23 protein-coding genes are annotated in these 24475 nt (G+C 60.5%); 11 read left to right on the top strand and 12 right to left on the bottom strand.

The window, feature by feature from the left end; translation table 11 throughout:
- Window positions 1-61 precede the first annotated feature (61 nt).
- The 3 genes from treY to cueR all read left to right on the top strand — a co-directional run bounded on the left by treY (window position 62) and on the right by cueR (window position 5578).
- Window positions 62-2581, top strand: coding sequence for a malto-oligosyltrehalose synthase (gene treY / locus ACZ9DP_RS07805; protein ID WP_476201093.1), 2520 nt, complete (start codon window positions 62-64; stop codon window positions 2579-2581).
- Between the two features lie 75 nt (window positions 2582-2656).
- Window positions 2657-5170 (top strand): heavy metal translocating P-type ATPase, encoded by a 2514-nt coding sequence (locus ACZ9DP_RS07800; RefSeq protein ID WP_476201091.1) that lies wholly within the window; start codon window positions 2657-2659, stop codon window positions 5168-5170.
- Between the two features lie 12 nt (window positions 5171-5182).
- Window positions 5183-5578 (top strand): Cu(I)-responsive transcriptional regulator, encoded by a 396-nt coding sequence (gene cueR / locus ACZ9DP_RS07795; RefSeq protein WP_074071889.1) that lies wholly within the window; start codon window positions 5183-5185, stop codon window positions 5576-5578.
- Here cueR and ACZ9DP_RS07790 read toward each other — a convergent pair.
- Window positions 5575-5733 (bottom strand): type II toxin-antitoxin system VapC family toxin, encoded by a 159-nt coding sequence (locus ACZ9DP_RS07790; protein ID WP_348651999.1) that lies wholly within the window; start codon window positions 5731-5733, stop codon window positions 5575-5577. The two genes, cueR and ACZ9DP_RS07790, sit on opposite strands and share 4 nt — an antisense overlap.
- Before the next feature lie 231 nt (window positions 5734-5964).
- Between ACZ9DP_RS07790 and ACZ9DP_RS07785 the strand changes: the two genes are divergently transcribed.
- The 3 genes from ACZ9DP_RS07785 to ACZ9DP_RS07775 are packed head-to-tail and all read left to right on the top strand — an operon-like array spanning window position 5965 to window position 7996.
- Complete coding sequence (locus ACZ9DP_RS07785; RefSeq protein ID WP_074071890.1) at window positions 5965-6504, top strand: sigma-70 family RNA polymerase sigma factor; 540 nt, start codon at window positions 5965-5967, stop codon at window positions 6502-6504.
- Entirely contained in the window at window positions 6491-7258 is a 768-nt protein-coding gene (locus tag ACZ9DP_RS07780; RefSeq protein ID WP_194731161.1) for an anti-sigma factor family protein, read from the top strand. Before ACZ9DP_RS07785 ends, ACZ9DP_RS07780 begins: the two co-directional genes overlap by 14 nt.
- Window positions 7259-7279: 21 nt before the next feature.
- The gene (locus ACZ9DP_RS07775; protein WP_074071892.1) at window positions 7280-7996 is read left to right on the top strand and encodes a Bax inhibitor-1/YccA family protein; all 717 of its coding nucleotides are present in this window, start codon (window positions 7280-7282) and stop codon (window positions 7994-7996) included.
- A gap of 126 nt (window positions 7997-8122) precedes the next feature.
- On the opposite strand, the gene ACZ9DP_RS07770 is transcribed toward ACZ9DP_RS07775, so the two are convergent.
- From ACZ9DP_RS07770 to ACZ9DP_RS07760, 3 genes are all read right to left on the bottom strand, one after another.
- On the bottom strand, window positions 8123-9247 hold the full coding sequence (locus ACZ9DP_RS07770; RefSeq protein ID WP_476201090.1) for an RHE_PE00001 family protein: 1125 nt from the start codon (window positions 9245-9247) through the stop codon (window positions 8123-8125).
- Window positions 9248-9323: 76 nt separating this feature from the next.
- Complete coding sequence (hutC, locus tag ACZ9DP_RS07765; protein ID WP_194731936.1) at window positions 9324-10037, bottom strand: histidine utilization repressor; 714 nt, start codon at window positions 10035-10037, stop codon at window positions 9324-9326.
- A gap of 56 nt (window positions 10038-10093) precedes the next feature.
- Complete coding sequence (locus tag ACZ9DP_RS07760; RefSeq protein ID WP_476201088.1) at window positions 10094-11440, bottom strand: formimidoylglutamate deiminase; 1347 nt, start codon at window positions 11438-11440, stop codon at window positions 10094-10096.
- Window positions 11441-11559: 119 nt separating this feature from the next.
- On the opposite strand from ACZ9DP_RS07760, the gene hutI reads away from it, so the two are divergent.
- From hutI to ACZ9DP_RS07740, 4 genes are read left to right on the top strand one after another with little or no spacing between them, the layout of a single operon-like run.
- The gene (gene hutI / locus ACZ9DP_RS07755) at window positions 11560-12810 is read left to right on the top strand and encodes an imidazolonepropionase (protein ID WP_283073955.1); all 1251 of its coding nucleotides are present in this window, start codon (window positions 11560-11562) and stop codon (window positions 12808-12810) included.
- Window positions 12807-14342: a histidine ammonia-lyase gene (gene hutH / locus ACZ9DP_RS07750; RefSeq protein WP_476201087.1), complete on the top strand. Its 1536-nt coding sequence runs from the start codon at window positions 12807-12809 to the stop codon at window positions 14340-14342. The genes hutI and hutH overlap by 4 nt, the downstream gene beginning before the upstream one ends.
- Window position 14343: 1 nt before the next feature.
- Window positions 14344-16017, top strand: coding sequence for a urocanate hydratase (gene hutU, locus ACZ9DP_RS07745; RefSeq protein WP_194731156.1), 1674 nt, complete (start codon window positions 14344-14346; stop codon window positions 16015-16017).
- Window positions 16018-16020: 3 nt separating this feature from the next.
- Entirely contained in the window at window positions 16021-16596 is a 576-nt protein-coding gene (locus ACZ9DP_RS07740; protein ID WP_239600676.1) for a HutD/Ves family protein, read from the top strand.
- 214 nt (window positions 16597-16810) lie between these two features.
- Here ACZ9DP_RS07740 and cobM read toward each other — a convergent pair whose 3' ends face one another.
- Together cobM and cbiE are read right to left on the bottom strand one after the other, a co-directional pair.
- Window positions 16811-17569 carry a precorrin-4 C(11)-methyltransferase gene (cobM, locus tag ACZ9DP_RS07735; RefSeq protein ID WP_476201085.1) on the bottom strand — a complete coding sequence of 253 codons (759 nt, stop codon included), beginning with the start codon at window positions 17567-17569 and terminating at the stop codon, window positions 16811-16813.
- 2 nt (window positions 17570-17571) lie between these two features.
- Window positions 17572-18804: a precorrin-6y C5,15-methyltransferase (decarboxylating) subunit CbiE gene (gene cbiE, locus ACZ9DP_RS07730; RefSeq protein WP_476201084.1), complete on the bottom strand. Its 1233-nt coding sequence runs from the start codon at window positions 18802-18804 to the stop codon at window positions 17572-17574.
- Between cbiE and ACZ9DP_RS07725 the strand changes: the two genes are divergently transcribed.
- Window positions 18803-19573, top strand: a complete 771-nt coding sequence (locus tag ACZ9DP_RS07725; protein WP_476201083.1) for a cobalt-precorrin-6A reductase — start codon at window positions 18803-18805, stop codon at window positions 19571-19573. The two genes, cbiE and ACZ9DP_RS07725, sit on opposite strands and share 2 nt — an antisense overlap.
- Here the strand turns inward: ACZ9DP_RS07725 and ACZ9DP_RS07720 are convergent.
- Genes ACZ9DP_RS07720 through ACZ9DP_RS07695 form a run of 6 tightly spaced genes read right to left on the bottom strand, consistent with a single transcriptional unit; the run spans window position 19537 to window position 24360 of the window.
- Window positions 19537-20301 (bottom strand): precorrin-3B C(17)-methyltransferase, encoded by a 765-nt coding sequence (locus ACZ9DP_RS07720; RefSeq protein ID WP_194731152.1) that lies wholly within the window; start codon window positions 20299-20301, stop codon window positions 19537-19539. The genes ACZ9DP_RS07725 and ACZ9DP_RS07720 overlap by 37 nt on opposite strands.
- Complete coding sequence (locus ACZ9DP_RS07715; protein WP_194731151.1) at window positions 20298-21029, bottom strand: precorrin-2 C(20)-methyltransferase; 732 nt, start codon at window positions 21027-21029, stop codon at window positions 20298-20300. Before ACZ9DP_RS07715 ends, ACZ9DP_RS07720 begins: the two co-directional genes overlap by 4 nt.
- Window positions 21026-21658, bottom strand: coding sequence for a precorrin-8X methylmutase (locus ACZ9DP_RS07710; protein WP_074071904.1), 633 nt, complete (start codon window positions 21656-21658; stop codon window positions 21026-21028). Before ACZ9DP_RS07710 ends, ACZ9DP_RS07715 begins: the two co-directional genes overlap by 4 nt.
- Before the next feature lie 2 nt (window positions 21659-21660).
- Complete coding sequence (gene cobG, locus ACZ9DP_RS07705; protein ID WP_476201081.1) at window positions 21661-23040, bottom strand: precorrin-3B synthase; 1380 nt, start codon at window positions 23038-23040, stop codon at window positions 21661-21663.
- A gap of 56 nt (window positions 23041-23096) precedes the next feature.
- The gene (cobF, locus tag ACZ9DP_RS07700) at window positions 23097-23855 is read right to left on the bottom strand and encodes a precorrin-6A synthase (deacetylating) (RefSeq protein WP_476201079.1); all 759 of its coding nucleotides are present in this window, start codon (window positions 23853-23855) and stop codon (window positions 23097-23099) included.
- A gap of 25 nt (window positions 23856-23880) precedes the next feature.
- Entirely contained in the window at window positions 23881-24360 is a 480-nt protein-coding gene (locus ACZ9DP_RS07695) for a DUF2938 domain-containing protein (RefSeq protein ID WP_239600670.1), read from the bottom strand.
- Window positions 24361-24475 lie beyond the last annotated feature (115 nt).

The raw sequence follows: 24475 nt of genomic DNA, 5'->3' as shown, positions 1-24475 counted from the left end.
GGGGGAACAAAGGGCCCGTTATCACCGTTCCGGGCCGTCTCCTCCGGAACGGCAGGCGAACATGATGCTTCCGACATCGACATACCGCATTCAATTCCGCAACGGCATGACATTCGACCGGGCCATCGAATGTGTGCCCTATCTCAAAGCCCTTGGCATCAGCCATCTTTACGCTTCGCCGATCTTTGCCGCGACGAGCGGTTCCACGCATGGCTATGACGTAACCGATGTCAATGAAATCGAGCCGGCAATCGGCGGACGCGAGGGCTTTGACCGCTTGAGCCATGCTTTGAAAGACGCCGGGCTCGGCCTCATCCTCGACATTGTGCCGAACCATATGGCCGCCTCGACGGAAAATCCCTGGTGGCGAAGCGTGTTGAAGCTCGGCCGGGAAAGCCCCTATGCGCGCCATTTCGATATCGACTGGAGCGAACGGCTCACCCTGCCGATCCTCGGCAAGCCGTTCAAGGATGCACTGTCTGATGGCGAGTTGCGGCTTAAGCGCGATCCGGAAAGCGGCGAACTGGCGCTTGGCTACTGCGATACGCTTTTGCCCTTGAACCCCGACAGCACCAATCTTGTTCCAGCAAGCGCAGATGAGCCGGCGTTGGTCGACCTCGCAATAGACCAAGAGCTGATCGTCAGCCTACACCAGGCCCAGCATTGGCGGCTGACATATTGGAAAGAGGCGGCCAGACATCTGAGCTACCGGCGGTTTTTCGAAGTAACGGGTCTGGTCGGCCTGCGCGTTGAGGACGAGCAGGTTTTCGAAGATAGCCATCGGCTCATTCTCGAACTCGTTCGGTCCGGCCAGGTAGAGGGTTTGCGGCTCGACCATATCGATGGCTTGGCCGATCCGAAGCAATATCTGCAAAGGCTCCGCACTGAGACAGGACCCAAGACCTATATAGTCGTCGAGAAGATCCTCGGCCATGACGAGACACTGCCCGCAAGCTGGCCGATCGCCGGGACCACCGGCTACGAATTCATTTCGGCACTCGGCCATCTCTTCGTCGACGGCGGCGGCCTGCAACAGCTTGGTACCGCCTATGCGAATATTGCCCCGGATATGGCCGATATTACTGCTGGTCTTCGCGCGGCCAAGCAAGTGATGGTGGAGCGGAACTTTGAAGGCGAGACGACGCGGCTGGTGAAGATCGTCCATGGCCTTTATCCCGACCTTGACCGCGCCGCAATTGCGGCAGCTATCCACGAATCGCTGATCGCCTTTCCCGTCTATCGCATCTATGGCAGCAAGGGTCCGCTTGATGCACGGGATGCGGACGTGCTCAGCAGGGTCATTTCCAGCGCAGCTGCAAGGCTTGCCGACCGGCGGGCGATCGACGGTGTGGCAAGGCTATTGAAAGGCGAGGTACGGGAAGCAGCGGCGAAAGAATTCCGCTGCCGATTCCAGCAGTTGAGCGGACCGGTCATGGCCAAGGCAATGGAGGACACGCACTTTTATCGCTACAACCGGTTGCTTGCGGTAAACGAAGTCGGCGGCGATCCGGATATCAAGCCGGGCGGCGTCGAGGCTTTCCATGCGCTGATGCTTAAGCGCGCGAAGCTTAATCCGCACGGGCTTTCGGCGACATCGACGCACGATACCAAGCGCGGCGAGGATGCGCGTGCGAGGCTTTATACCTTGAGTGAAGGAGCCGATGTCTGGGCGCAGGCGGTGGAGCGCTGGCGCGAGATGAACCGCGACCGTCTGATCGAACTGCCGGGCGGATTGACGCCGGAACCGAATGTCGAATGGATGCTCTATCAGGCGCTTGCCGGGATATGGCCGGAGGATTTCTTAAACGGAGAGGCCGAAGCGCTGATCGGGCGCTTCACGGCCTTTGCGGAGAAGGCGATCCGTGAAGCAAAGCTCGGCACGAACTGGAATGAGCCGCATGCCGGATACGAGGCGGCGGTCAGAGCTTATGCAACAGCGTTGCTTTCATCGACCAATCTCGTCTTCCACGAGGATTTCGGAGCGGTCATGCGGCCCTTCATCGAGGCCGGCTATCTAAACAGCCTGTCACAGACGCTGATTAAGCTGATGGCGCCCGGCATTCCAGATATTTATCAGGGGGCCGAGCTTTTGGATTTGAGCTTCGTCGATCCTGATAACCGCAGGCCTGTCGACATGACAGCCTTGTTTGCCAGCCTCTTAGAAGGAACGCCAATTGCAAGTCTGACGGTGCCCGCGTTGAAACAGCGCATCGTCCAAATCGGTCTTCATCTTCGAAAGCGGCAGCCGGAGCTTTTTGCGAAAGGCAACTATGTTCCGCTTAAGGTGTTAGGCGGCCGCAAGGATCATGTTGTCGCCTTTGCGCGAGAGTTGAACGGAACCTATGCGATGACCGTCGTTCCACGGTTGATGCTCGGCTGGCTCGATCCAGGCGTTTTATTCGCCGGTCCGGAATTCTGGAACGATACGGCAATTCAGGTGCCGGCCTTCCTTGAAGGTCGCCGCTGCGATCTCCTGACCGGTCGAATTCTTGATCCGGTAGGCCAGCTGCAACTTTCGGCGCTCCTTGGCAGCCAGCCTGTGGCGCTCATCGAACCTGTCGGAACCGACCGAGGACCATGAAATTATCGCTTGACCTTCCAGTTGCTGGAAGGTTCATAAGCCTATCCACTGCCTGTCCGGGCAAAGGAGAAGCCTATGAATACACAAGATCATCATCATCACCACGGAAGTAGCAATTGCTCCTGTCACCAAAGCCTGGACAATCTCGGCAAGGCCGCTTTGGCACGCGATCCCGTCTGCGGCATGACGGTTGATCCGGACGCGGGCAAGCCGAGCCTCAATTACCAGGGCCACGCTTATCATTTCTGCAGCGACGGTTGCCGGAAGAAATTCGAAGCCAATCCGAAAGATTATCTGACGGCGAAGGATCCGGTTTGCGGCATGTCCGTCGATCGCGCGACAGCGCAGCATTTCCTGAAGCACGACGGTGATAAATTCTACTTCTGCTCGGCAGGGTGCAAGGCAAAGTTCGAGGCCGATCCAGAAATCTATCGTCAGGAAAAACGGCAGGGGCCGAAGCCTATGCCCAAGGGCACGCAATATACCTGCCCCATGCATCCGGAAGTCGTCAGCGATCACCCTGGCGACTGCCCGAAATGCGGCATGGCGTTGGAACCGATGGGTATTCCGCCGGCAGAAGAGGGTCCGAACCCGGAGCTTGCCGATTTCACGCGGAGGCTCTGGATAAGCGCCGCGTTGGCCATTCCGCTGCTCGTACTCAGCATGGGTCCGATGATCGGACTGCCGTTGCGCGATGCGATCGGCGAACCGCTGGTGAGTTTCACCGAACTCTTGCTCGCAACCCCTGTCGTGCTCTGGGCGGCCCTGCCCTTCTTCCGCCGGGCCTGGAACTCACTCCTCAACCGCAGTCCGAACATGTGGACGCTGATCGGCCTTGGCGTTGGTACCGCCTATGTCTACAGCGTCGTCGCCACCCTTGCGCCCGGCCTCTTTCCCATGAGTTTCAGAGGTCACGGCGAGACGGTGCCTGTCTATTTCGAGGCGGCTGCCGTCATCGTGGCGCTGGTCTTCGTCGGACAGGTGCTGGAACTGAAGGCGCGCGAGCGGACGGGCTCAGCCATTAGGGCACTGCTCGACCTTGCGCCAAAGACGGCGCGCCGCCTTAGTGCCGACGGCAGCGAAACGGACATCGAAGTGGACGAGATCGCAAGCGGCGACCGACTGCGGGTGCGGCCGGGCGAGCGCGTGCCGGTCGACGGGTCGGTCAGCGAAGGGCGATCAACCGTCGATGAATCGATGATCACCGGTGAGCCGCTCCCCGTTGAAAAGACAAAAGGCGATGCTGTCACCGGCGGCACCATCAACCGCAACGGCACTTTCGTGATGACGGCCGAGCGCGTGGGCGCGGAAACAATGTTATCGCGTATCGTCGATATGGTCGCCAAGGCACAGCGCTCGCGTGCGCCAATCCAGGGCGCAGTTGACCGGGTCTCGGCCATTTTCGTGCCTGTCGTCGTTGTAACAGCGATTGTTGCCTTCCTCGCCTGGGCCATTTTCGGACGGGAGCCGTCGATGGCGCATGGACTGCTTGCCGCAGTTGCCGTGCTCATCATCGCTTGCCCGTGCGCACTCGGCCTTGCGACGCCGATGTCGATCATGATTGCGACCGGCCGTGGCGCGCAGGAGGGCGTGCTAATCAAGGATGCTGAAGCACTGGAGCGTTTTTCGAAGGTCGATACGTTGATCGTCGACAAGACGGGCACATTGACCGAAGGCAATCCGCGTCTTACCGACGTCGGGCCGATGGACGCCATAAGCGAAGAACGGCTGCTGCTGCTGGCGGCGAGCCTGGAGCGCGGTTCCGAACATCCGCTCGCCGAAGCGATCGTTGCCGGCGCAGAAGAGCGGAGCGTCAAACTGGTTGATGTCACCGGCTTCGAGGCTGTGACCGGCAAAGGCGTAAAAGGCAATGCCGACAATACGGCCGTGGCGCTTGGCAACGCCGCGATGATGAGTGATCTCGGCATCGATCCCGCGCCGCTTGCCGAAAGGACCCGCGCCTTGCGTGACGAAGGCAAGACCGTAATGTTCGTCACCATCGACGGCAGCCTTGCGGGTTTCGTTGCGGTTGCCGATCGCATCAAGGCGACGACGGCCGAGGCGATCGGCGCGTTGCACGAAAGCGGGCTGCGCATCATCATGGCGACCGGCGACAACGAGCGCACGGCAAGCGCCGTCGCAAAAAGCCTCGGGATCGATGAAGTGCGCGCCGACGTTTTGCCGGAAGGCAAGAAAGCGCTGATCGACGAACTGCATGCAAAGGGCGCGGTCGTTGCAATGGCCGGCGACGGCGTGAATGACGCTCCGGCGCTTGCGGCTGCAGATGTCGGTATCGCCATGGGAACGGGCGCAGATGTTGCGATGGAAAGCGCCGGCATTACCTTGGTGAAGGGTGACCTCAACGGAATCGTGCGTGCCCGGCGGCTGGCGGAGGCGACGATGCGCAACGTCCGCCAGAATCTTGGCTTCGCCTTCAGCTATAATGCGCTTGGCGTGCCAGTCGCCGCGGGCGTGCTCTACCCGGTCTTCGACCTACTGCTCTCGCCGATGATTGCCGCAGCGGCCATGAGCCTGTCGTCGGTCTCCGTGATCGGCAACGCGTTGAGACTGAGGCTCCAGAAACTCTGAAAGGACACGAGGATGAACATCGGCGAAGCATCGGACCGGTCCGGTCTGCCATCAAAGACCATCCGCTATTACGAGGATATCGGCCTGATCCGCCCCGGCAGGGGCGGAAACGGTTATCGCGACTATGCCGCAGTCGATGTCCATAAGCTGCGCTTCCTCCAGCGCTCGCGTGGCTTGGGTTTCTCCGTCGAGGAATGCCGCCAGCTTTTGGCGCTCTACGAAGACAAAAGCCGAGCAAGCGCCGATGTGAAGGAGATCGCGCAAGGCAAGCTCAATGAGATTGATCGCAAGATCCGCGAGTTGATGGAACTGCGCCGGACGCTGGAGCATCTGGTGCATGCCTGCCACGGCAACGGCAGGCCGGATTGTCCAATTCTGGAGGAGTTGTCGGATGGAAAAACCGTCTAGAAATCAGGACCATTTGTCTTGAGATCGGTCAGCGCGAAACCGGCATCCCTCGTCAGGATCGGCATCTTGCCTGCCTTTGCCGCCGCATAGTGAAAACAATCTGCCAGATTGAGCGCACTGTTGCGGTTAGTAACGATGGCGGCCCTATTTTTCAAAGGCGCTGAGGCAATGTTATCGATACGACCGCGATCTCTGCAGACCGCAGAAATTCCTGGATCTGAGCCTCGGCTTCGGCCATCGGAATCTGTTTCTTGCGATAGAGGGCGGCCGACGCCTCCTACACAGCAAGCACGGAAGTGACGAGCTTGCCGCAAGAGTTCCTTCCATCCGTTAAAAAACTTCAGAAGAACTGGAATAAAACCTCACGGACAGTCGTATACTCAATCATGGAACTGAAAGAACGGCCATTCGACGTCATCGGGCAGCTCGCGGCGCTGAGGCGCTATGCGCGTGCCTTGGTGCGCAATTCGGATGACGCCGAAGATCTTGTCCATGATGCGCTGGTGCGTGCCTTCGAGAAGCGGCAGAGCTTTAGGCGCGGCGGCAACCTGAGGACCTGGCTGCTTTCCATTCTCCACAACGCCCATATCGACCGGGTTCGTCAGAACCGGTCTATAACGCGCCGCCACGATAAGGCAGCCATCGAGGCAGACCAGTCGCTGCCGGCGGGACAGGAACACGCTGTGCGACTTCAGCAGGTTCGCGATGCTTTCTTCAACCTGCCGGAAGAACAGCGCGAAGCACTGCATCTCGTTGCGATCGAGGATCTTTCCTACCAGGAAGCTGCAGCCTCGCTCGGCATCCCGGTCGGAACGCTGATGTCGCGCATCGCGCGCGCCCGGGCCCAGCTTCGCGAATTCGAGGCAGCGACGCCGCGTGCCTCGCACCTGAGGTTAATCGGAAGGAACGGCAATGAAAGCAGTTGATCCGATCATCGATGCCGATCTCGACGCCTATGTGGATGGCGAACTGGACGTGGCGCGCCGCATCCAGGTGGAGTCTTATCTCTCTGAGAATCCGGCGATTGCCGCAAAGGTAATGGCCGATCTTAGCATCAAGGGCGAGCTGCGTCTGGCGCTTGCCGGAGAGAACGCCTTTGGCCGGATCGAGACCCGCGATGCCGCACGGCGTCTGGAGCGGGGTCTTTCTTACGGCCGTATCTTGCATTCGGTTCAGCGGATTGCCGCCGTCGGCGTGCTCGTGACGGCAGGCTGGGTGGCGCATACATCCTTTGGTGCCTTTACTGCGACGGAGGTGGCCGCATCCGTTCCGGCCCCGCCCTACGTCGAGGATGCGGTGCGTGCCTACCAGACAGCCAAGCTTCGCGAAACGATGCCTTCGCAGCCGGCGGCGCAATATAATGCCGACGACATTCGTGCGGCGACCGCAATCGCGATGCCGGAGCTCCCGAAAGACTGGAAGGTTTCCGATGTCCAGATCTTTCCGTCTGAGTTCGGCCCCAGTGTCGAAATGGCAATCCGGGAACCGGACGGAAAGCGGCTTTCGCTTTTTGCCGTGCGGCCCGGCGCGTTTGCTGTTCAGCCGGTCAGCCATCTGGCGCTCGACAATGCCGAGGCTGCTTACTGGCAGATCGGCGAGGTCGCCTATGCGCTGATTGCCAGCGACAAGGATCTTGAACTCGATCGGGCTGCCGAAGGGCTCGCCCGTTCGCTCTACTAGTGTTAACCCGAGGAGATCAACATGAATCCGAACAATCCGCGATACGGCTACGGCTCCGCCGCAGGCTCGCAAGCTATCTTCGACGAGGGCCTCCGCCAGCATATGCTGCGCGTCTACAACTACATGGGTCTCGGCCTGGTCATCACCGGGATCGTCGCCTTCATCGTCGGCAGCACGCCGGCCCTTTACGTGCCGATCTTCCAGTCACCCTTGAAGTGGGTGGTGATGCTCGCACCGCTTGCCTTCGTCTTCTTCTTCACGTTCCGCATCCAGACGATGTCGGCAAGTGCTGCGCAGATGACTTTCTGGGCGTTCTGCGCGGTAATGGGACTGTCGCTTGCCTCGGTGTTTCTGGTCTTTACCGGCACGAGCATCGCGCGCACTTTCTTCATCGCCGCGACGATGTTCGGCGCGACCAGTCTCTATGGCTACGCGACAAAGCGTGATCTTTCCCGCTTCGGCTCGTTTCTGATCATGGGCCTGATCGGCGTCATCATCGCCAGCATCGTCAACCTCTTCCTGGGTTCGAGCGCGCTGCAGTTCGCCATTTCGGTGATCGGTATCCTCGTCTTCGTCGGCCTGACCGCCTGGGACACGCAGAACATCAAGGAACAGTTTTCGGAAAATCACGATCAAGAATCGAACCAGAAGCTTGCTGTCTTCGGCGCGCTCTCGCTCTATCTGAACTTCGTGAACATCTTCCAGCTCCTGCTCAATTTCACGGGAGAGCGGGAATAAAGACTGCGCTTCTGGGGGCAATGGAAGCGCAAGAACGCTCGGTCCGTAGTCTGTGACAGGATGGCGGGCCGGGCGTTCACTGAAAAAAGACGGCCGGGCCTCATGCCCGGCCGTCTTCATTTTGTGTCAGATGATACCCCAGGCGCGGTAGCGTCCGCGGCCGGTGATTTCGCGGATGCCAATCTCGTTGAGAAGATTGAGTGCGCCCCGGCTCGTCACCCGCAACTGACGGGCAACCATCGTCGAGGAGACCATGGGCCGCGAAAGGACGAATTCCGCAAGCTGCGGCAGGCTGCTGTTCGAGCGGCGATCCCTGAACCGCAGTTCCATCTGGGTGCGGGCAAGGGACAAACGATCCATATCCTTCAGGCCGGCCGCCGCACTCTCACGCATTGCCTCCAGGAAGGCGAGCAGGCGCGTCGCCCGATCGCGCGAGCGGCGGCGCTCATGGCGGATTACCTTCAATCCGGCATAGAAGGAAAAGAGATGAGAGGCGACCTTGCCCCGTGATCGTAGATAGCTCGAAACCAGAAGGCCGCCCAGCCAGTGCTGACGTCGAAGCGGTTCGGTTCTCTCCCAGGCCTCGAAAAGGACGGCTGCGCCTAAGGCGGCAGGCAGCTCCTCGGCGAGCGGAATCACCGCACGCCAATCGGATAGACGCTGGGCCTCGTCCCATTCATCGTCGCCGAACAGGCCAAGCGGATCGGCAGGCGTCTCCTTCGGCCTTTCTTCCACCTTAGAACCTCTGCCGAGATGAGTGTGAGTGTCGAGCAATCGTTGAGAGCGCGCGAGTACGGCGTCGATCTCGGCAAGTTCCATCGACAGCAGCGCTTCGCCTTCGTCCTGTTCCTCTTCAGGCGACGCTAGCGTGCTCCTTACCTCGGGTGCCCGCCCCGCATCCTCTAGACCGGCGCCGGCAAGTACATTCAATCCGGCGCCACTCAGCGCCCAGATGGGGTCGGCCGTCCAGATGCGACGCCGTGCGCGCAGCACGGCATGGGCAATCGTCAGCTCGTGGCTCGGCGTCCGGCTGTCCATATGCGCGTCATGCAGCACCAGGTCTTCGACATGCACGAGTTCTCCAGCAACCCAGAGCGCGCTTGCAGCGTCGAAAAAGTGGCCGCGCTCGGTAAAGCCAGCGCCGACCGGCGAACGGGCCACCCTCTCATCCAGCCTGGCCAGCATATCCTCCGCCAGCGCGAATGCGGGCAGCAGGCTCTTCAGCAGGGTATTGTCGATTTCGTAGCGCATCTCATCGGCCGGAAGTCATCTTGATGTTTACTTCCGCTATTTGTGGGATGATTCGCAATAGACCTGCTGCGAATTCTCAGGAGGCCGGGCTGAAACGGGCAACGAGCGCATGGCGGTCGCCGGGATAGGTAAGGCGCACATGCGTCACAGGCCCGGCACTGCTCCAGGTGCGGCGCTCGATGACGAGGCAGGCCGCAGAGCGGGGAATGTCGAGTGCTGCGGCTTCCTCAGCACCAGCCGCAAACGCGTAAATCTTGTGCTCCGCCTTGCTCCACGGAACTTGTTTTAGAAGCCAGGGGCCAGGCGCGATTGCGCCGAAGTCGGCATCAACCGCTTCCGGAACGGTGCCAAGATTGATCAGGCGCTCTTCCAGGCAGAAAGGCCGGGTACCCGCAAAATGGACGCAAACGACCTCTTTAACGAGACCGCCGACCGAAAGATCGAGTTTGTCATCCGCCTTTGTTTTGCGGCTCGCGTTTTTTGTGACCGAATAGGCGTACGGCAAATTCAGCGATTGAACTTCTGCTTTGATGTCGTGGATTTCCAGCACAGCGGACTGCGCCTGCGGCTGGGTGACGAAGCTGCCGGACTTCTTGCGGCGCTCGATCAACCCGGCCTTCGCCAGCTGCGTCAGCACTTTGTTGACGGTCATTCGTGAGCAATCGTATTGCGCAGCGAGATCGACCTCGAAGGGGATGCGATAACCCGGCGGCCACTCGCCCGAAACGATGCGACCTTCGATCTCGCTCAAAATGCGCTGATGCAGGGTCGCATCCTTGCTGTCGTTCATCATTCTCTCCGCTTCGCGCCACCTGCTCTATTGCGAATGCAGCAGCAAGGAAAGACTTAGGCGGCAAGCAGTTCGCGCATCGCAGCGAGGAAACGCCGACTGATCGCCTCGCGCTGCCGATGACGGCCGGCTTCGACCTGTTTGCGGCCAAGGGCCCAGAGGCAATCGACAGCGACGCTGCCGGCGAATATCCAGTGGTCGAGGATTTGATCATGTGCGAGATAAGGCACCGTGCTGCAGTCAAGCGCGACGATATCCGCATAATTGCCTTCGGCGATGCCCCCGGCAGCGCCGAGCGCGGCACCACCACCCAAAAGCGCGTGATCGAACAGCGTGCGGCCTGTCGAGCCGCTGGTTTCTGCAATCACGTTGCGGGCCCGAAGCGCCAGGCGCTCGGAATATTCGAGCTGGCGGAGTTCCCCGGCAAGCGTAATCTGCACATTCGAGTCCGAACCAATGCCATAACGCCCGCCCTCTTCGAGAAAGATCGGCGCTGAAAAAACCCCGTCGCCGAGATTGGCTTCAGTGATGGGGCAGAGACCGGCGACCGATCCGCTTTTTGCCATGCGCCGCGTTTCATCCTCGGTCATGTGGGTAGCATGGATGAGGCACCAGCGGCGGTCGACGGGCGCATGCTCAAGGAGCCATTCGATGGGTCTTGCGCCTGACCAGGCGATGCAATCGTCCACTTCCTTGACCTGTTCGGCGACGTGGATATGGACCGGACCGCCTTCTGCAAGCGGCAAAAGCTTTGCCAACTCATCAGGCGTGACGGCGCGAAGGCTGTGTGGCGCAATCCCAATCTTTGCGCCTTCCAGCTTGCGGGTGATCGTGTGAGCCCGCTCCATCAGCTTGCCGAAGCTCTCAAGCGAGTTGATGAAGCGCCGCTGGCCTTCGAGGGGAGCAGCACCACCGAAGCTCGAATGCGCGTAAAAGACCGGTAGCAATGTCAGGCCGATACCGGCCGTCTCGCTCGCCGCGCCGATGCGTTCCGCCAACTCCGCAATATTGGCATAAGGACTGCCGTCCTTGTCATGATGTAGATAGTGGAATTCGCCGACGCGCGAAAAGCCGGCTTCAAGCATTTCCATGTAAAGCTGTGCGGCAACGGCCTGGACATGCTCCGGCGTCATCGAATGCGCGAACCTGTACATGACCGTCCGCCAACTCCAGAAGCTGTCGTTTGCAGGACCACGGACTTCAGCAAGGCCCGCCATGGCGCGCTGGAAGGCATGGCTGTGCAGGTTGGGCATCGCAGGAACAAGGAGGTTGTGACACTCGTCGCTCGACTCGGCCTTCGCGCCGACCTCAATCTTCGCGATAAGGCCGCCATCAATTGTGAGACGTACGTCGCTTTGCCACCCCTTAGGCAGGAGCGCAGTCGCCGCATGAAGTGTCGTCATCGTCTTTTCCCTTCCTGTCGGCCTTCCATCTTTCTTTTCCATGGAAACGCCCAATTTTCCACTTGTCACCCGATTATTATGTATATACATGTTTCGACCTAAGGAAAGGCGTAAAGCTGATGAGCGGGAACAATCTTTTTACGCGGCAGCAGAGACCGAACCTCTGGCGAAATGGCCGGCTCGCGACGCTCGATCCGGGTAAGCCGGGGCTGGGTATTGTTGAAAAAGGCGCGATCGTCACGGAAAACGGCCGAATCCGCTATGCCGGCCCGGAGGGCGAATTGCCGGTTTCCGTCATCGAACGTGCCGAAATCATCGACCTTGAGGGCCGCTGGGTGACGCCGGGGCTCGTCGATTGCCACACCCACATCGTTCATGGCGGCAACCGGGCGCGCGAATTCGAAATGCGCCTTGACGGCGCGACCTATGAAGAGATTGCCCGCGCTGGCGGCGGCATCGTCTCCTCGGTCAAGGCGACGAATGCACTTTCTGTCGAAGGCCTTGTGCAAGCTTCCCTGCCCCGCCTTGATACGTTGCTTTGCGAAGGGGTGACGACGATCGAGATCAAGTCGGGCTACGGCCTCAGCATCGCTGGCGAAGTGAAGATGCTGGAGGCCGCCCGTGTTCTCGGCAGTATGCGGCCGGTGCGCGTCAAGACGAGCTATCTCGGCGCCCATGCGACACCCGCCGAATACAAGGACCGCAATAGCGACTATATAGCCGAAATCGTGCTGCCCGCGCTCGAAGAGGCACACGGCAAAGGCCTTGTCGATGCCGTCGATGGGTTCTGCGAAGGCATCGCCTTCTCAACGGAAGAGATCGGCCTTGTCTTTGATCGCGCCGAGGCGCTTGGCCTTCCGGTGAAGCTGCATGCCGAGCAGTTGTCCAATCTGGGCGGAGCTGCACTTGCCGCTGAGTATGGTGCGCTTTCGGCGGATCATCTCGAATATCTCGACGATGACGGCGTGGTCGCCATGGCCGCAGCCGGAACCGTCGCGGTGCTGCTGCCCGGCGCATTCTATTCCATCAACGAAAAACAGAAACCACCCGTGAAGGCGCTGCGCGCCGCCGGTGTGCCGATCGCGGTCGCGACGGATTGTAACCCAGGCACATCACCTCTCACCTCCCTGCTTTTGACGATGAATATGTCGGCGACGCTCTTCGGCCTAACGGTTGAGGAGTGTATTGCAGGGGCCACACGTGAAGGCGCTCGCGCACTCGGCCTTATTGCCGAAACGGGAACAATACAGGCCGAAAAATCCGCCGATCTCGCCATCTGGGAGATCGAGAGCCTGGCCGAACTTGTCTATCGCATCGGCTTCAACCCGCTCTTTGCGCGTGTCTTCAAGGGCGAAAGGATCGACCGTTGACCATCATTCTCCACCCAGGCTCCGTTTCGCTGAAACAGCTGGAAAAAATTTACTGGACCGGCGAACCGGCAGAACTCGATCCCGCATTTGATGCCGGCATAAAGAAGGCGGCGGCGCGCATAGCAGAGATCGCCGCCGGCAATGCGCCCGTCTACGGCATCAATACCGGCTTCGGAAAACTCGCTTCGATTAAGATCGACAGTGCCGATGTCGCCACACTTCAACGCAATCTCATCCTCTCGCATTGCTGCGGTGTGGGCGCGCCGCTACCCGAAAATATCGTGCGTCTCGTCATGGCGCTGAAGCTCGTGTCACTCGGTCGCGGCGCCTCCGGCGTGCGACTGGAACTGGTGCGGCTGATCGAAGCAATGCTCGACAAGGGCGTCATACCGGTCATTCCGGAAAAAGGTTCCGTCGGCGCCTCGGGCGATCTTGCGCCGCTTGCGCATCTGGCGGCCGTGATGATGGGAGAGGCCGAAGCCTACTTCAAAGGCGAGCGGCTTCCAGGCGCGGAAGCCTTGAACAAGGCGGACCTTACGCCGGTCGTTCTCGCCGCAAAAGAAGGCCTTGCGCTGATCAACGGCACGCAGACCTCGACCGCACTTACACTTGCTGGCCTATTTCGTGCGCATCGTGCCGCCCATGCGGCCCTGATCACCGGCGCCATGTCCACCGATGCGGCCATGGGCTCTTCGGCACCGTTCCATCCGGATATCCACACGCTTCGCGGTCATCGCGGCCAGATCGATACGGCCGCGGCTTTGCGGGCGCTGCTTGAAGGCTCCGTTATCCGTGAAAGCCATATTGAGGGCGACGAGCGCGTGCAGGATCCCTATTGCATTCGTTGTCAGCCGCAAGTCGATGGCGCCTGCCTCGATCTTCTCCGGTCGGTCGCACGCACGCTCGAAATCGAAGCCAATGCAGTGACCGACAATCCGTTGGTGCTTTCCGACAACTCCGTCGTTTCCGGCGGCAACTTCCATGCGGAGCCGATCGCCTTCGCCGCCGATCAGATCGCGCTTGCGGTCTGCGAGGTCGGTGCAATTTCGCAGCGCCGCATCGCGCTGCTCGTCGATCCGGCTCTATCTTACGGGCTTCCAGCCTTCCTCGCCAAGAAGCCAGGGCTCAATTCCGGTCTGATGATTGCGGAGGTCACCTCTGCCGCGCTGATGTCCGAAAACAAGCAGATGTCGCATCCAGCTTCCGTCGACTCGACGCCGACTTCGGCGAACCAGGAAGACCATGTTTCCATGGCCTGCCATGGTGCACGCCGTCTGTTGCAGATGACCGAAAACCTCTTCGGCATCATCGGCATCGAGGCATTGACGGCCGCACAAGGCGTAGAATTGCGCACACCGCTTGCGACCAGCCCTGAACTGCAAAAGGCGATCGCTGCCATCCGCAATGTGGTGCCGACGCTGGAGGTCGATCGCTACATGGCGGGCGACCTGCAAGCCGTCAGCGAACTTGTTGCAACCGGCGTATTGAACGCGTCCGTTTCCGAAAACATCCTTCCGTCCCTGGAGATCTGAGATGAGCAATCCCCGTCACAACATCCGCGAAATCCGGGCACCTCGCGGACCGGAGCTCAATGCCAAGAGCTGGATGACCGAAGCGCCGCTTCGCATGCTGATGAACAATCTAGATCCAGATGTGGCGGAAAATCCGAACGAACTCGTCGTCTATGGCGGCATCGGCCGCGCCGCCCGCACCTGGGAGGATTTCGACCGCATCGTCGCGACGTTGAAGACGCTTACCGAAGACGAGACGCTTCTGGTGCAGTCCGGCAAGCCGGTCGGCGTCTTCCGCACACACAAGGATGCACCGCGCGTCCTGATCGCCAATTCCAACCTCGTGCCGCACTGGGCGACTTGGGACCACTTCAACGAGCTCGATAAGAAGGGCTTGGCGATGTATGGTCAGATGACGGCAGGCTCATGGATCTATATCGGCACACAAGGCATCGTCCAGGGGACCTATGAAACCTTTGTCGAGGCGGGCCGGCAGCATTATGGCGGCAACCTCAAGGGCAAATGGATTTTGACCGGTGGCCTTGGCGGCATGGGTGGCGCGCAGCCGCTCGCTGCCGTCATGGCAGGTGCCTGCTGCCTTGCCGTCGAGTGCAATCCGGACTCGATCGATTTTCGCTTGCGTACCCGATATCTCGATGCCAAGGCCGAAACGTTGGACGAAGCCCTCGAGATGATCGGCGGCTGGACAAAGGCAGGCGAAGCCAGATCGGTCGGTCTTCTCGGCAACGCCGCCGAAATCCTGCCTGAAATGGTCCGCCGCGGCATCCGCCCGGATATTGTCACCGACCAAACGTCAGCGCACGACCCGATCAACGGCTATCTACCGAAAGGATGGACGATCGCGCAATGGAAAGCGATGCGCGAAAGCGATCCGAAGGCTGTCGAAAGAGCGGCTCGCGCATCTATGCGCGAGCATGTCGAAGCGATGATCGCATTCTGGGATGCAGGTATTCCGACGCTCGATTACGGCAACAATATCCGGCAGGTTGCTCAAGATGAGGGTCTCGAAAACGCCTTCGCTTTCCCGGGCTTTGTACCTGCCTATATCCGCCCGCTCTTTTGCCGCGGCATCGGTCCCTTTCGCTGGGCAGCACTCTCGGGCGATCCGGAGGATATCTACAGGACCGACGCCAAGGTGAAGGAATTGCTGCCGGACAACAAGCACCTGCACAACTGGCTGGACATGGCCCGCGCGCGTATCGCCTTCCAGGGTCTGCCGGCGCGCATCTGCTGGGTCGGCCTTGGCGACCGCCATCGTCTCGGCCTTGCCTTCAACGAGATGGTGAAGAGCGGCGAGTTGAAGGCGCCGATCGTGATCGGCCGCGACCACCTCGATTCCGGCTCGGTTGCATCACCGAACCGCGAGACGGAAGCGATGAAGGATGGTTCTGATGCCGTCTCCGACTGGCCGCTGTTGAACGCTCTTTTGAACACCGCCTCCGGCGCAACTTGGGTTTCGCTCCATCACGGCGGCGGCGTCGGCATGGGCTATTCGCAGCATTCAGGCATGGTCATCTGCTGCGACGGCACCGACGATGCGGCGCGCCGCATCGAACGCGTGCTTTGGAACGACCCGGCAACCGGCGTCATGCGCCATGCCGACGCGGGCTACGATATCGCGCTTGATTGTGCCAAGGAGAAGGGGCTAAGGCTGCCGGGGATCTTGGGGGATTGAACCATGCAGATCCTTCGCGCGGCCAATCACCGGCGCATGCCGTGGAAGAACGGCGGCGGCGAGACAGTGGAGGTGGCCGTTTCGCCGCAAGGTGCAACCCTCGGCGATTTCGACTGGCGGGTCAGCATGGCCACGGTTGCTTTCGATGGACCGTTTTCGATCTTTCCCGGCATCGACCGCACACTTTCAATCCTGTCCGGCAGTGGCATGACGCTGGAGATCGATGGGCATGAGCCTGTGCTCTTGGCGCAGCAGAGCCCGCCATTTGCTTTTGCAGCCGACATTGCCGTGACGGCACAGCTTATCGCGGGGCCGATCACCGACCTCAATGTCATGACGCGGCGCGACGCCTTTATGCACAAGGTCGAAAGGCTGCATATCGAGCGGAGTTGGAGCGGCTCTCTACCGGCCGCAATATCGCTTGTGCTGTGTCACGAAGGCGAAGCAGCATTCGAATTGGCCGAAGAAAGCGGCATGATATATGCCGGCGACGTATTGATGATCGAGGCTCATTGCCGCGCCGCTTTGACGCTTGCTGGTGCCGCCACCTGCTATTTGATCAGCATCACAGCCATCTGAAGCCACGACGATTTCCTCGGATTTCGAGGTGGTCGAGACGCTCATCAACCGCGAGGCTCATGCGCGATCCGCACTCGAGTTCTCGTCGGCGCCTCCGACCGCCTCGACAATGCCGGGCAGATGCGCGCGCTCTTGCAGGCTCAAAGGTCCCTTCTCCTTCGAGCCTTTCGCAGCCGAACTATCTGTCGGCAAAGCGAGCCGGCATTCCGGCTCGCTATTGTCTGCCCCTGAACCGCCGCTGATAGGCGGCGTCGTAAAGGGCGCTTTCGCGAAAATCGCGGACAGCAAGCGTTGGACCGACGAAGATGATCGCCGTGCGCTCGATCGGCTCGATGGCGACCCTCGCCTCGATGTCAGCAAGCGTGCCATGCAGGACGCGCTCGTCCGGCCAGGAGGCTTTGACGACGATCGCAACAGGACAATCAGCGCCATAAAGCGGTGTCAGTTCTTCGACGACCTGGCCGAGTGCATGAATTGCCAGATGGATTGCAAGCGTCGAACCCGTTGCGCCAAACCTGGCAAGCGTTTCTTCATTCGGCATCGGCGAAGCGCGGCCCGAGACGCGGGTCAGCACCAGGCTCTGGGCAACGGCCGGAATTGTCAGTTCCCGGCCAAGTGCGGAGGCCGCAGCAGCAAAGGCCGGAACGCCCGGTGTCATCGTGTAGGCGATGCCATGCTTTTGAAGGCGCCGAACCTGCTCAGCAACCGCGCTCCAGACGGAAAGATCGCCGGAGTGCAGACGAGCTACATCCTCCCCGGCGTTGGCCGCACGCAGATATTCCGCCTCGATCTCATCGAGCGACATCGGCGCGGTATCGATGACGCGCGCATCCGGCGGGCAATATTTGAGCAGTTCCGGGGATACGATCGATCCGGCATAAAGGCATACAGGGCATCTGCCAATGAGGTCGCGGCCGCGAACGGTGATGAGATCGGCTGCACCTGGGCCTGCTCCGATGAAGTGAACCGTCATTTTTAGTCCTTGATCCAGCGCCATTGCACCACGGGCATTGCCGGGCGCCAGCCGCTCATTGCGCCGAGGGGGCCGGCTCGGGAAATCTCGATCCTTGTCAGAAAACCGCCGCGCCTGGCTTGTTCGGCAAGCAGCACGGCCTCCATTTCCAGTGTCACCGCGTTGGCGACAAGGCGCCCGCCGCTTTTGAGCGAGACGATTGCGGCATCCATCACGCCCGGTTCGCTGCCGCCTCCGCCAACAAATATGGCGTCCGGTTCCGGCAATCCACTCAATGCCGCAGGGGCTGTTCCCTCGACAACGGCAAGGCCCGGCACGCCGAACGCAGAAGCATTGCGCGCGATCCGGCTGACGCGATCTGGCGATTGCTCGATGGCGACCGCCTTCAGTGATGGGTCGCAGAGCATCCACTCGATGCCGATCGAACCTGAGCCGGCCCCGATATCCCAAAGCAGTTCCCCATGGCGCGGCGCAAGTGCCGACAGCGTCAGAGCGCGGATTTCACGCTTGGTGATCTGCCCGTCGTGTTCAAAGAGTTCGTCGTCCAGGCCGGTGGCAAAAGGCAGGACGCGAGCTTCTTTTCCTGCCTTAACCTCGACGGCGCAGACATTGAGAGGGTCGATATCTCTAAACTGGAAGTCTTCTGCCGACGTGCTGAGGATACGCTCGCGCGCGCCGCCGAGCGCCTCCAGAACAGTTATGCGGGAATGGCCGAAGCCGCTGTTTGACAGCAGCACAGCCAGTTCCTCAGGCCCCTTCCCGTCGGAAGTCAGCGCAATAATGCGCCGTCCGGAATGAAGATGCGGGCGGATGAGATGGATGGAACGGCCATGAAGCGAGAGGCAGGCGGTTTCCTGCAAAGGCCAGCCGAGACGCGACGCGGCCATGCTGAAGGCCGACGGAGCTGGAATGGTGCGCATCTCCTCAGCATTCACATGCCGCGAGAGTGTCGCGCCGACACCAAAAAGAAATGGGTCACCGGAAGCGAGTACGACGACCGGTGTGCCGCGCCGCCTAAGGATCGCATCGATCGACTTCTCAAAGGGGCTTTGCCAGACGAGCCGCTCGCCGGCAATCAGATTATCCATCAGCGCATGGTGGCGTTCGCCGCCGAAGACGGCGGGCGCGGCCAGGATCAGCCGCTTGGCGTGATCGCCAAGTCCTTCTGGACCATCCTCGGCGATACCGATAATGGTTAGCCAGGGTTTCGGGGTGTGGCTAGGCATATCAGACATGGCAAAAATCCGCGTGCTGATACTGGGCGGAACGAGCGAAGCGCGCGCTTTGGCGCAGATGCTCTCCAAGAAGGCCGGGTTTGACATCCTGCTGTCTTTGGCCGGCCGCACAGAAAAACCGTCCATCCAGCCTGTTCCCGTCCGTATTGGCGGTTTCGGCGGAGCTGAGGGCCTTGCTTCTTTTCTGCGCGACGGAGGATTTGACCTTCTCGTCGATGCGACACATCCCTTTGCCGCCCGAATCTCCACCAATGCCTTCGCCGCAGCACGACTTTCCAAAATTGCGGCACTTGCCCTTCGCCGGCCCGAATGGATCGAGAGGCCGGGCGACATATGGACCGCGAGCAGAAACATCCCGCAGGCAATCGCCGCGCTTGGGCCTGCCGCCCGCCGCGTCTTCCTGGCGATTGGGCGTCAGGAGGCGCACTATGCCGAGGCGGCGGCACATCATTTCTATCTCGTTCGTAGCGTCGACCCCGTCACCCCGCCGCTCAATATTGCGAACGTCGAATATATTCTCGATCGCGGCCCCTTCGATGTGGACGGCGAGGCCACGCTTCTTGCCTCTCACCGCATCGATGCGATCGTTGCCAAAAATAGCGGCGGCGCGGCGACCTACGCGAAAATCGAGGCGGCTCGCCATCTCGGCATTGAAGTCTTCATGATCGCCCGTGCGCCCGCGCCTGCCATGAGAGCGGTCGAAACCGTCGAGAAAGCGCTCGGCGTGATCGGTCACTTGTTTCCTCCCGCCATGGAACGGGGGGTATAGACGAGTTCGGGCCTGCCGCCGCCGGAAATAATCCGTGTTTCGGGCGACCCGATGATGATGCAGGTCGCCATATCCGCCACCGAAGCGTGGGCGTCACCGAGCGGCTGAATGATGATCCGCTCATCGGGACGTCCGGCGGCGCGGCCGAAGATCACCGGCGTCTGCCGCGGCAGATGTGCGCGCAGCAGTTCAAAGGCCTTGCCGAGCTGCCAGGGCCGCGCTTTGCTGATTGGATTGTAAAGCGCAATCACGAAGCCCGCCTTTGCAGCCAATGTCAGGCGCTTTTCGATGATCTCCCAGGATTTGAGGTTATCCGAAAGCGAGATCGCGCAGAAATCGTGGCCGAGCGGGGCGCCGACACGCGCTGCAACCGCAAGCATTGCGGTAATGCCCGGAACGACGACCAGCTCGACGGAACGCCACTCCGCCGGACCTGTGTCGATTGCCTCGCAGACTGCCGAGGCCATGGCGAAAACACCGGGATCGCCGCCGGAGACGATACAGACCTTGCGGCCGCCTGCCGCCATCGTCAAAGCATCCCCTGCTCGCCTCATCTCCTCGCGATTGTCAGAGGGATGACGGTTTTGATGGGCGCCGAGCTGCAGCCGGTCGAGATAGGGACCATAGCCGAAGAAATCGGTCGATGCCGAAACGGCTGAATGCGCTTCCGGCGTCATCTGCTCTGGGTTGCCAGGACCGGTGCCAATGACAAACAGGATTCCACTCATCGGTTTGCCTCCCAGCCTGGCACCAGCACCAGCGAGAAATACGGCGCGTCACCCTCCGGCCGTTCCGCAAGCTTCAGCATGGCGGCATTCGCCATCGTCCCACGCTCGACATAGACGGCTTGGCCGAGACGCCCTGCCGCTTCAAGAGCGCGGCGGATCTTCGGAAGATTGCGGCCGACCTTCATAATGACGGCTGCCTGGGTATCGCCAAGCCGCCGCGTCAGTTCCGCTTCCGCCATGGTGCCCGGCAGAACGGAAAGCACATCGTCACCTTGGACGATCGGCATGCCGGCAAGCGACCAGCAACCGGACATGGCGCTGATGCCCGGGATCACCTCGGTCGGATAGCGATCGGCGAGGCGCACATGCAGGTGCATATAAGATCCGTAGAACATCGGATCGCCTTCGCTGAGGACCGCAACGGTTTTTCCGGCATCGAGGTAGGCTGCGACCACGGCTGCAGAATCATTGTAGAAGGCGGTGATCTGGCTTTGATAGAGCGCTTCGCTCTTTTCGATTTCAGTGGTAACCGGATAGTAGAGCGGCAGCAGTTCTGTCTCGGGACCGATCAGGTGCTGGACGACCGCTCGGCCGTTGCCGGCCCTGCCCTGTTTGGCGAAATAGGCAATGACGTCCGCAGCTTCGATCGCCTTCTTTGCCTTGATGGTCAGCAGATCCGGGTCGCCTGGACCCGTGCCGACGCCGATCAGACGGCTGGGTCTGCTCATAGTCCCGACCTCGCCAGCGCGTTGATTGCTGCCGCCGTCATTGCACTGCCGCCCAGGCGGCCGCGAACGATCGCAAAGGGCACGCCATAAGAATTTTCCGCCAACGCGTCCTTGGATTCTGCCGCACCGACGAAGCCGACCGGCATGCCGATGATGGCAGCCGGCTTTGGTGCGCCGCCGCGCAGCAGTTCAAGAAGGTGGAAAAGTGCCGTTGGAGCATTGCCTATCGCGACAACGCTGCCGGCCAGACGGTCGACCCAGAGGTCGATGGCCGCCGCCGAACGTGTGTTGCCGCTTGCTTCTGCCATTTCGGGGGTGCGCGGGTCGCGCAGAGTGCAGATCACGTCGTTCTTTTCTGGCAGCCTGGCGCGTGTGATGCCATGAGCCACCATCTCTGCGTCGCAGAAGATCGGTGCGCCTTTTTTGAGCGCGCCGCGCGCTGCAAAGACGAAATCCGCAGAGAAGTCGAAATGTGTGGCGGCTTCGACCAGCCCGCATGCATGGATCATGCGCACGGCAATCTCGGCCTCTTCCGGCGAAAAGCGCGAGAGGTCCGCTTCGCCGCGGATAATCGCAAAGGAGCGCTCGTAGATCGCCTCGCCGCTGCGGATATAATCGTAATCTGGCATACCTATTCCTGTTTCAGCGCCTTCACGATCGTCTGGGGGCCGAGCCGCGTCAGGCAGGCAGCAGCCGATTCATCAGCGCTCTTGTTCTTCCCGACAAGCCGGGCGAGCTTCTCTATAGCGAAATCAATCTCGCCGCCAGCAATCGTTGCATCGGGGCTGTCGCCTGCATGTCCGCTCAACACAATACCATAACCACTCGGCATTCCAGTCAGCGCCAGCGCCGGTCGCGGATGAGCGCATCCCTTGGAACAACCCGAGAGATGAAACGTCAGCGATCCATCGAAAAGAACCGGTGAATGCCGCAGTAAATGCTGTGCCCGCATCCTTGTTTCATAAAAGCCAGAGGCGCAGGCACCCGCCCCGGCGCAAGCCGCAATATTTGCAGATGGATCATTCGGATCGGAGCTAAAGCCATACTCCTTTGCAGCTGTCTGCAACGCCTTCGCCTCCTCTGTGCTGCAGCCCGTCACGAAGAACTGGCGGCCCGGTGCCAGGCGAATTTCCGCTGCACCGAGGCGTTCGGTTTCTCCCAGAAATCTTGACAGGTCGCTTGCCTTCATCTGGCCGAAACGCGGTCTGAGGCCAAGGACCGGGCTGTGATCGGAGAGCTGATGAAGGCCGGGCCCCGGCATTTCCGAATGTGGCCCGGTGGCAAATTGCGCTTCCATTGCCGGAAACACATCGCGCAATGCAAGCAGTCCAATGTCGCGCGTTCGAGAATTCTTGCCAATATCCATGAGCATCGCCAGCAATTGCCCGACCGCCCGGGCGGCGTCATCCGCTGAACCGATACAAACCGGTTTTGCCGTTTTTGCATCGCCGTTTATCGCGACCAGCCAGCGGTCTGCGTCCAGAGCGACAACGCGGATATCGGCCGAAAGACCGGATAGACCGAAACGTCCTCCACCGTCGACGATGATGGAGAGCTTCGGGGCCAAAAGTGGTGAAGACAGCGCGATCTTGAGCTCATCTCGCAGCCGGGCTTCGATCGCGGCGGCACTTCCTATCTCACCCGGGTCGATGCCATGCAGCGGCGATAGCTCGATCGGCGGACCTGCTGGCACAAGGATCCCAGCCGCATCAACATCAGAGGCGAGCCGCCCGACAGTTTCCGGCCGCAGGCCGCGGACTTGCAGACTTCCCCGCGCAGAAATTTCCAGAAGGCCATTGCCGTATGCCGCTGCGGAGGCTGCAAGCATATTCAATTGCGAAGGCGTTAGCGCGCCGCCGGCCGGCCGCAACCGTACAAGAAGGCCGTCGCCGGTCGCCATGGGTGCAGCAAGCGTCGGACAGGCGCCTCGGCGCGAGCCTGGTGCAGCAATGGCGCGCCCTTCCATGTCGATCTCTTTTTCGCCGGCAAGGCCCATGGCTCGTCCTTTCATCCATGCCTCTACGGGGCGGCACCCTTGCGGTAAAGCGCCCGGACTAATCCTCTGGACTAATCCTGAAAGTCGCGACCTTTGCGCAGCAGGTAGATATCCATGATCCAACCCTGCCGTTCGCGCGCTTCGGCCCGGGTCCTTACGATGTCATCGGCGACGTCGCCGAGCCGCCCGGCACGGATGATTTCGTCCTGCGTGCCAAGATAGGCTCCCCAGAAGATCTCCGTATCCGGGTCGTCGATCTTCGTAAACGCCTGGATGCCGTCGAGCATTACAACCGTACTTTCCGCCTTAAGCCCCTCTTCGGCAAGCCTTCGGCCGGTCGTAATCTCCACCGGCTTGCCGACGAGACTGATAGAAATGCGGTGGCTGGCGGCAAGCGCCTGAATGCTGGTAATGCCCGGGATGACGGTGAGATCGAATTCCACTTTATCCCGCACCCGTTCCAGGATGCGCAACGTGCTGTCGTAAAGGCTCGGATCGCCCCATACGAGGAAAGCAGCCGTGCCATTTTCAGGCAACTCGCTGATCAGCTGACGATAGGTGGCAGCAATCGCGGCGTGCCATTCATCGACGCTTTGGCCATAGCTGCGCTCCTTCGTCTCGCGAAGAGGCACCGCAAATTCGATGATCTTGCCATCCGCCTGCTTGAGATACCGCTCACAGATTTCGCGGCGGACATCTGCAAGCTCTTCTTTCTGTGCACCTTTTGTGGGAATGAAGACTAAATCGGCAGCATTCATGGCATTGATCGCCTGAATGGTCATGTGCTCCGGGTTCCCGGTGCCGATGCCGATCGCGTAAATATGCTTCACTGAGCCTCCTTGCGGTCTTGCGCCGTTAGGCGATCAAAAGCGCCGTGCCGTAGAGCCCAATGGCAAAGACGGTATGCGCGATCAGATTGAGCGCGCGCACCTTGTTCGGGTTCGGCGTCTTCGACGCGGCCCAGCCGATGCCAAGCCCAGGCTGCAGCAGGAACCAGCCGGCCCCGACCGTGACAATACCAAGGATCCAGGCGGGGAGGAAGGTCGGCGCTGCCAGCCAGGATGGCCCCGTGATAGCCGCAAGAGCAAGGCCATAGATGATGCCGGTCGCATAATGGCCGATCCACCCGAGTGCCAGCTCGTGCCTATAGGGCTCTGCATTGGCGATACTGTCGTGAAATACCTTGCCGCGCCCGAGGTGCCAGAACCACCGTCCGACAGGCGCCCAGTTGGCAGGCGCCTGACCGAGGGCCTGGAAAAGGACGATTGCCCAAATATCCATGAGGATCGTCGCACCGATCCCCATTGCAATGCCGCGCCATAAAATATCGAACATGAAGAATATCCAGAGTCGTAAATTGCTGGACCTGTCTTAAACACGCGCGGCAAGCCCTGCAACAGCGCTCGTACACTTCCATCGGATCCCTGCGCAAACGGCGCATTTCAATTGA

The sequence above is a fragment of the Rhizobium sp. USDA 4016 genome (assembly GCF_056279705.1).
Note: the sequence above shows the minus strand (reverse complement) of the source record. Positions and strands in the feature narration are given on the sequence as shown.

Excerpts from the sequence above, each read along its gene's own strand:
- treY (WP_476201093.1), top strand. The coding sequence starts at position 62 with ATGATGCTTCCGACATCGACATACCGCATTCAATTCCGCAACGGCATG.
- ACZ9DP_RS07800 (WP_476201091.1), top strand. The coding sequence starts at position 2,657 with ATGAATACACAAGATCATCATCATCACCACGGAAGTAGCAATTGCTCC.
- cueR (WP_074071889.1), top strand. The coding sequence starts at position 5,183 with ATGAACATCGGCGAAGCATCGGACCGGTCCGGTCTGCCATCAAAGACC.
- ACZ9DP_RS07785 (WP_074071890.1), top strand. The coding sequence starts at position 5,965 with ATGGAACTGAAAGAACGGCCATTCGACGTCATCGGGCAGCTCGCGGCG.
- ACZ9DP_RS07780 (WP_194731161.1), top strand. The coding sequence starts at position 6,491 with ATGAAAGCAGTTGATCCGATCATCGATGCCGATCTCGACGCCTATGTG.
- ACZ9DP_RS07775 (WP_074071892.1), top strand. The coding sequence starts at position 7,280 with ATGAATCCGAACAATCCGCGATACGGCTACGGCTCCGCCGCAGGCTCG.
- ACZ9DP_RS07770 (WP_476201090.1), bottom strand. The coding sequence starts at position 9,247 with ATGCGCTACGAAATCGACAATACCCTGCTGAAGAGCCTGCTGCCCGCA.
- hutC (WP_194731936.1), bottom strand. The coding sequence starts at position 10,037 with ATGAACGACAGCAAGGATGCGACCCTGCATCAGCGCATTTTGAGCGAG.
- ACZ9DP_RS07760 (WP_476201088.1), bottom strand. The coding sequence starts at position 11,440 with ATGACGACACTTCATGCGGCGACTGCGCTCCTGCCTAAGGGGTGGCAA.
- hutI (WP_283073955.1), top strand. The coding sequence starts at position 11,560 with ATGAGCGGGAACAATCTTTTTACGCGGCAGCAGAGACCGAACCTCTGG.
- hutU (WP_194731156.1), top strand. The coding sequence starts at position 14,344 with ATGAGCAATCCCCGTCACAACATCCGCGAAATCCGGGCACCTCGCGGA.
- ACZ9DP_RS07740 (WP_239600676.1), top strand. The coding sequence starts at position 16,021 with ATGCAGATCCTTCGCGCGGCCAATCACCGGCGCATGCCGTGGAAGAAC.
- cobM (WP_476201085.1), bottom strand. The coding sequence starts at position 17,569 with ATGACGGTTCACTTCATCGGAGCAGGCCCAGGTGCAGCCGATCTCATC.
- ACZ9DP_RS07725 (WP_476201083.1), top strand. The coding sequence starts at position 18,803 with ATGGCAAAAATCCGCGTGCTGATACTGGGCGGAACGAGCGAAGCGCGC.
- cbiE (WP_476201084.1), bottom strand. The coding sequence starts at position 18,804 with ATGTCTGATATGCCTAGCCACACCCCGAAACCCTGGCTAACCATTATC.
- ACZ9DP_RS07720 (WP_194731152.1), bottom strand. The coding sequence starts at position 20,301 with ATGAGTGGAATCCTGTTTGTCATTGGCACCGGTCCTGGCAACCCAGAG.
- ACZ9DP_RS07715 (WP_194731151.1), bottom strand. The coding sequence starts at position 21,029 with ATGAGCAGACCCAGCCGTCTGATCGGCGTCGGCACGGGTCCAGGCGAC.
- ACZ9DP_RS07710 (WP_074071904.1), bottom strand. The coding sequence starts at position 21,658 with ATGCCAGATTACGATTATATCCGCAGCGGCGAGGCGATCTACGAGCGC.
- cobG (WP_476201081.1), bottom strand. The coding sequence starts at position 23,040 with ATGAAAGGACGAGCCATGGGCCTTGCCGGCGAAAAAGAGATCGACATG.
- ACZ9DP_RS07695 (WP_239600670.1), bottom strand. The coding sequence starts at position 24,360 with ATGTTCGATATTTTATGGCGCGGCATTGCAATGGGGATCGGTGCGACG.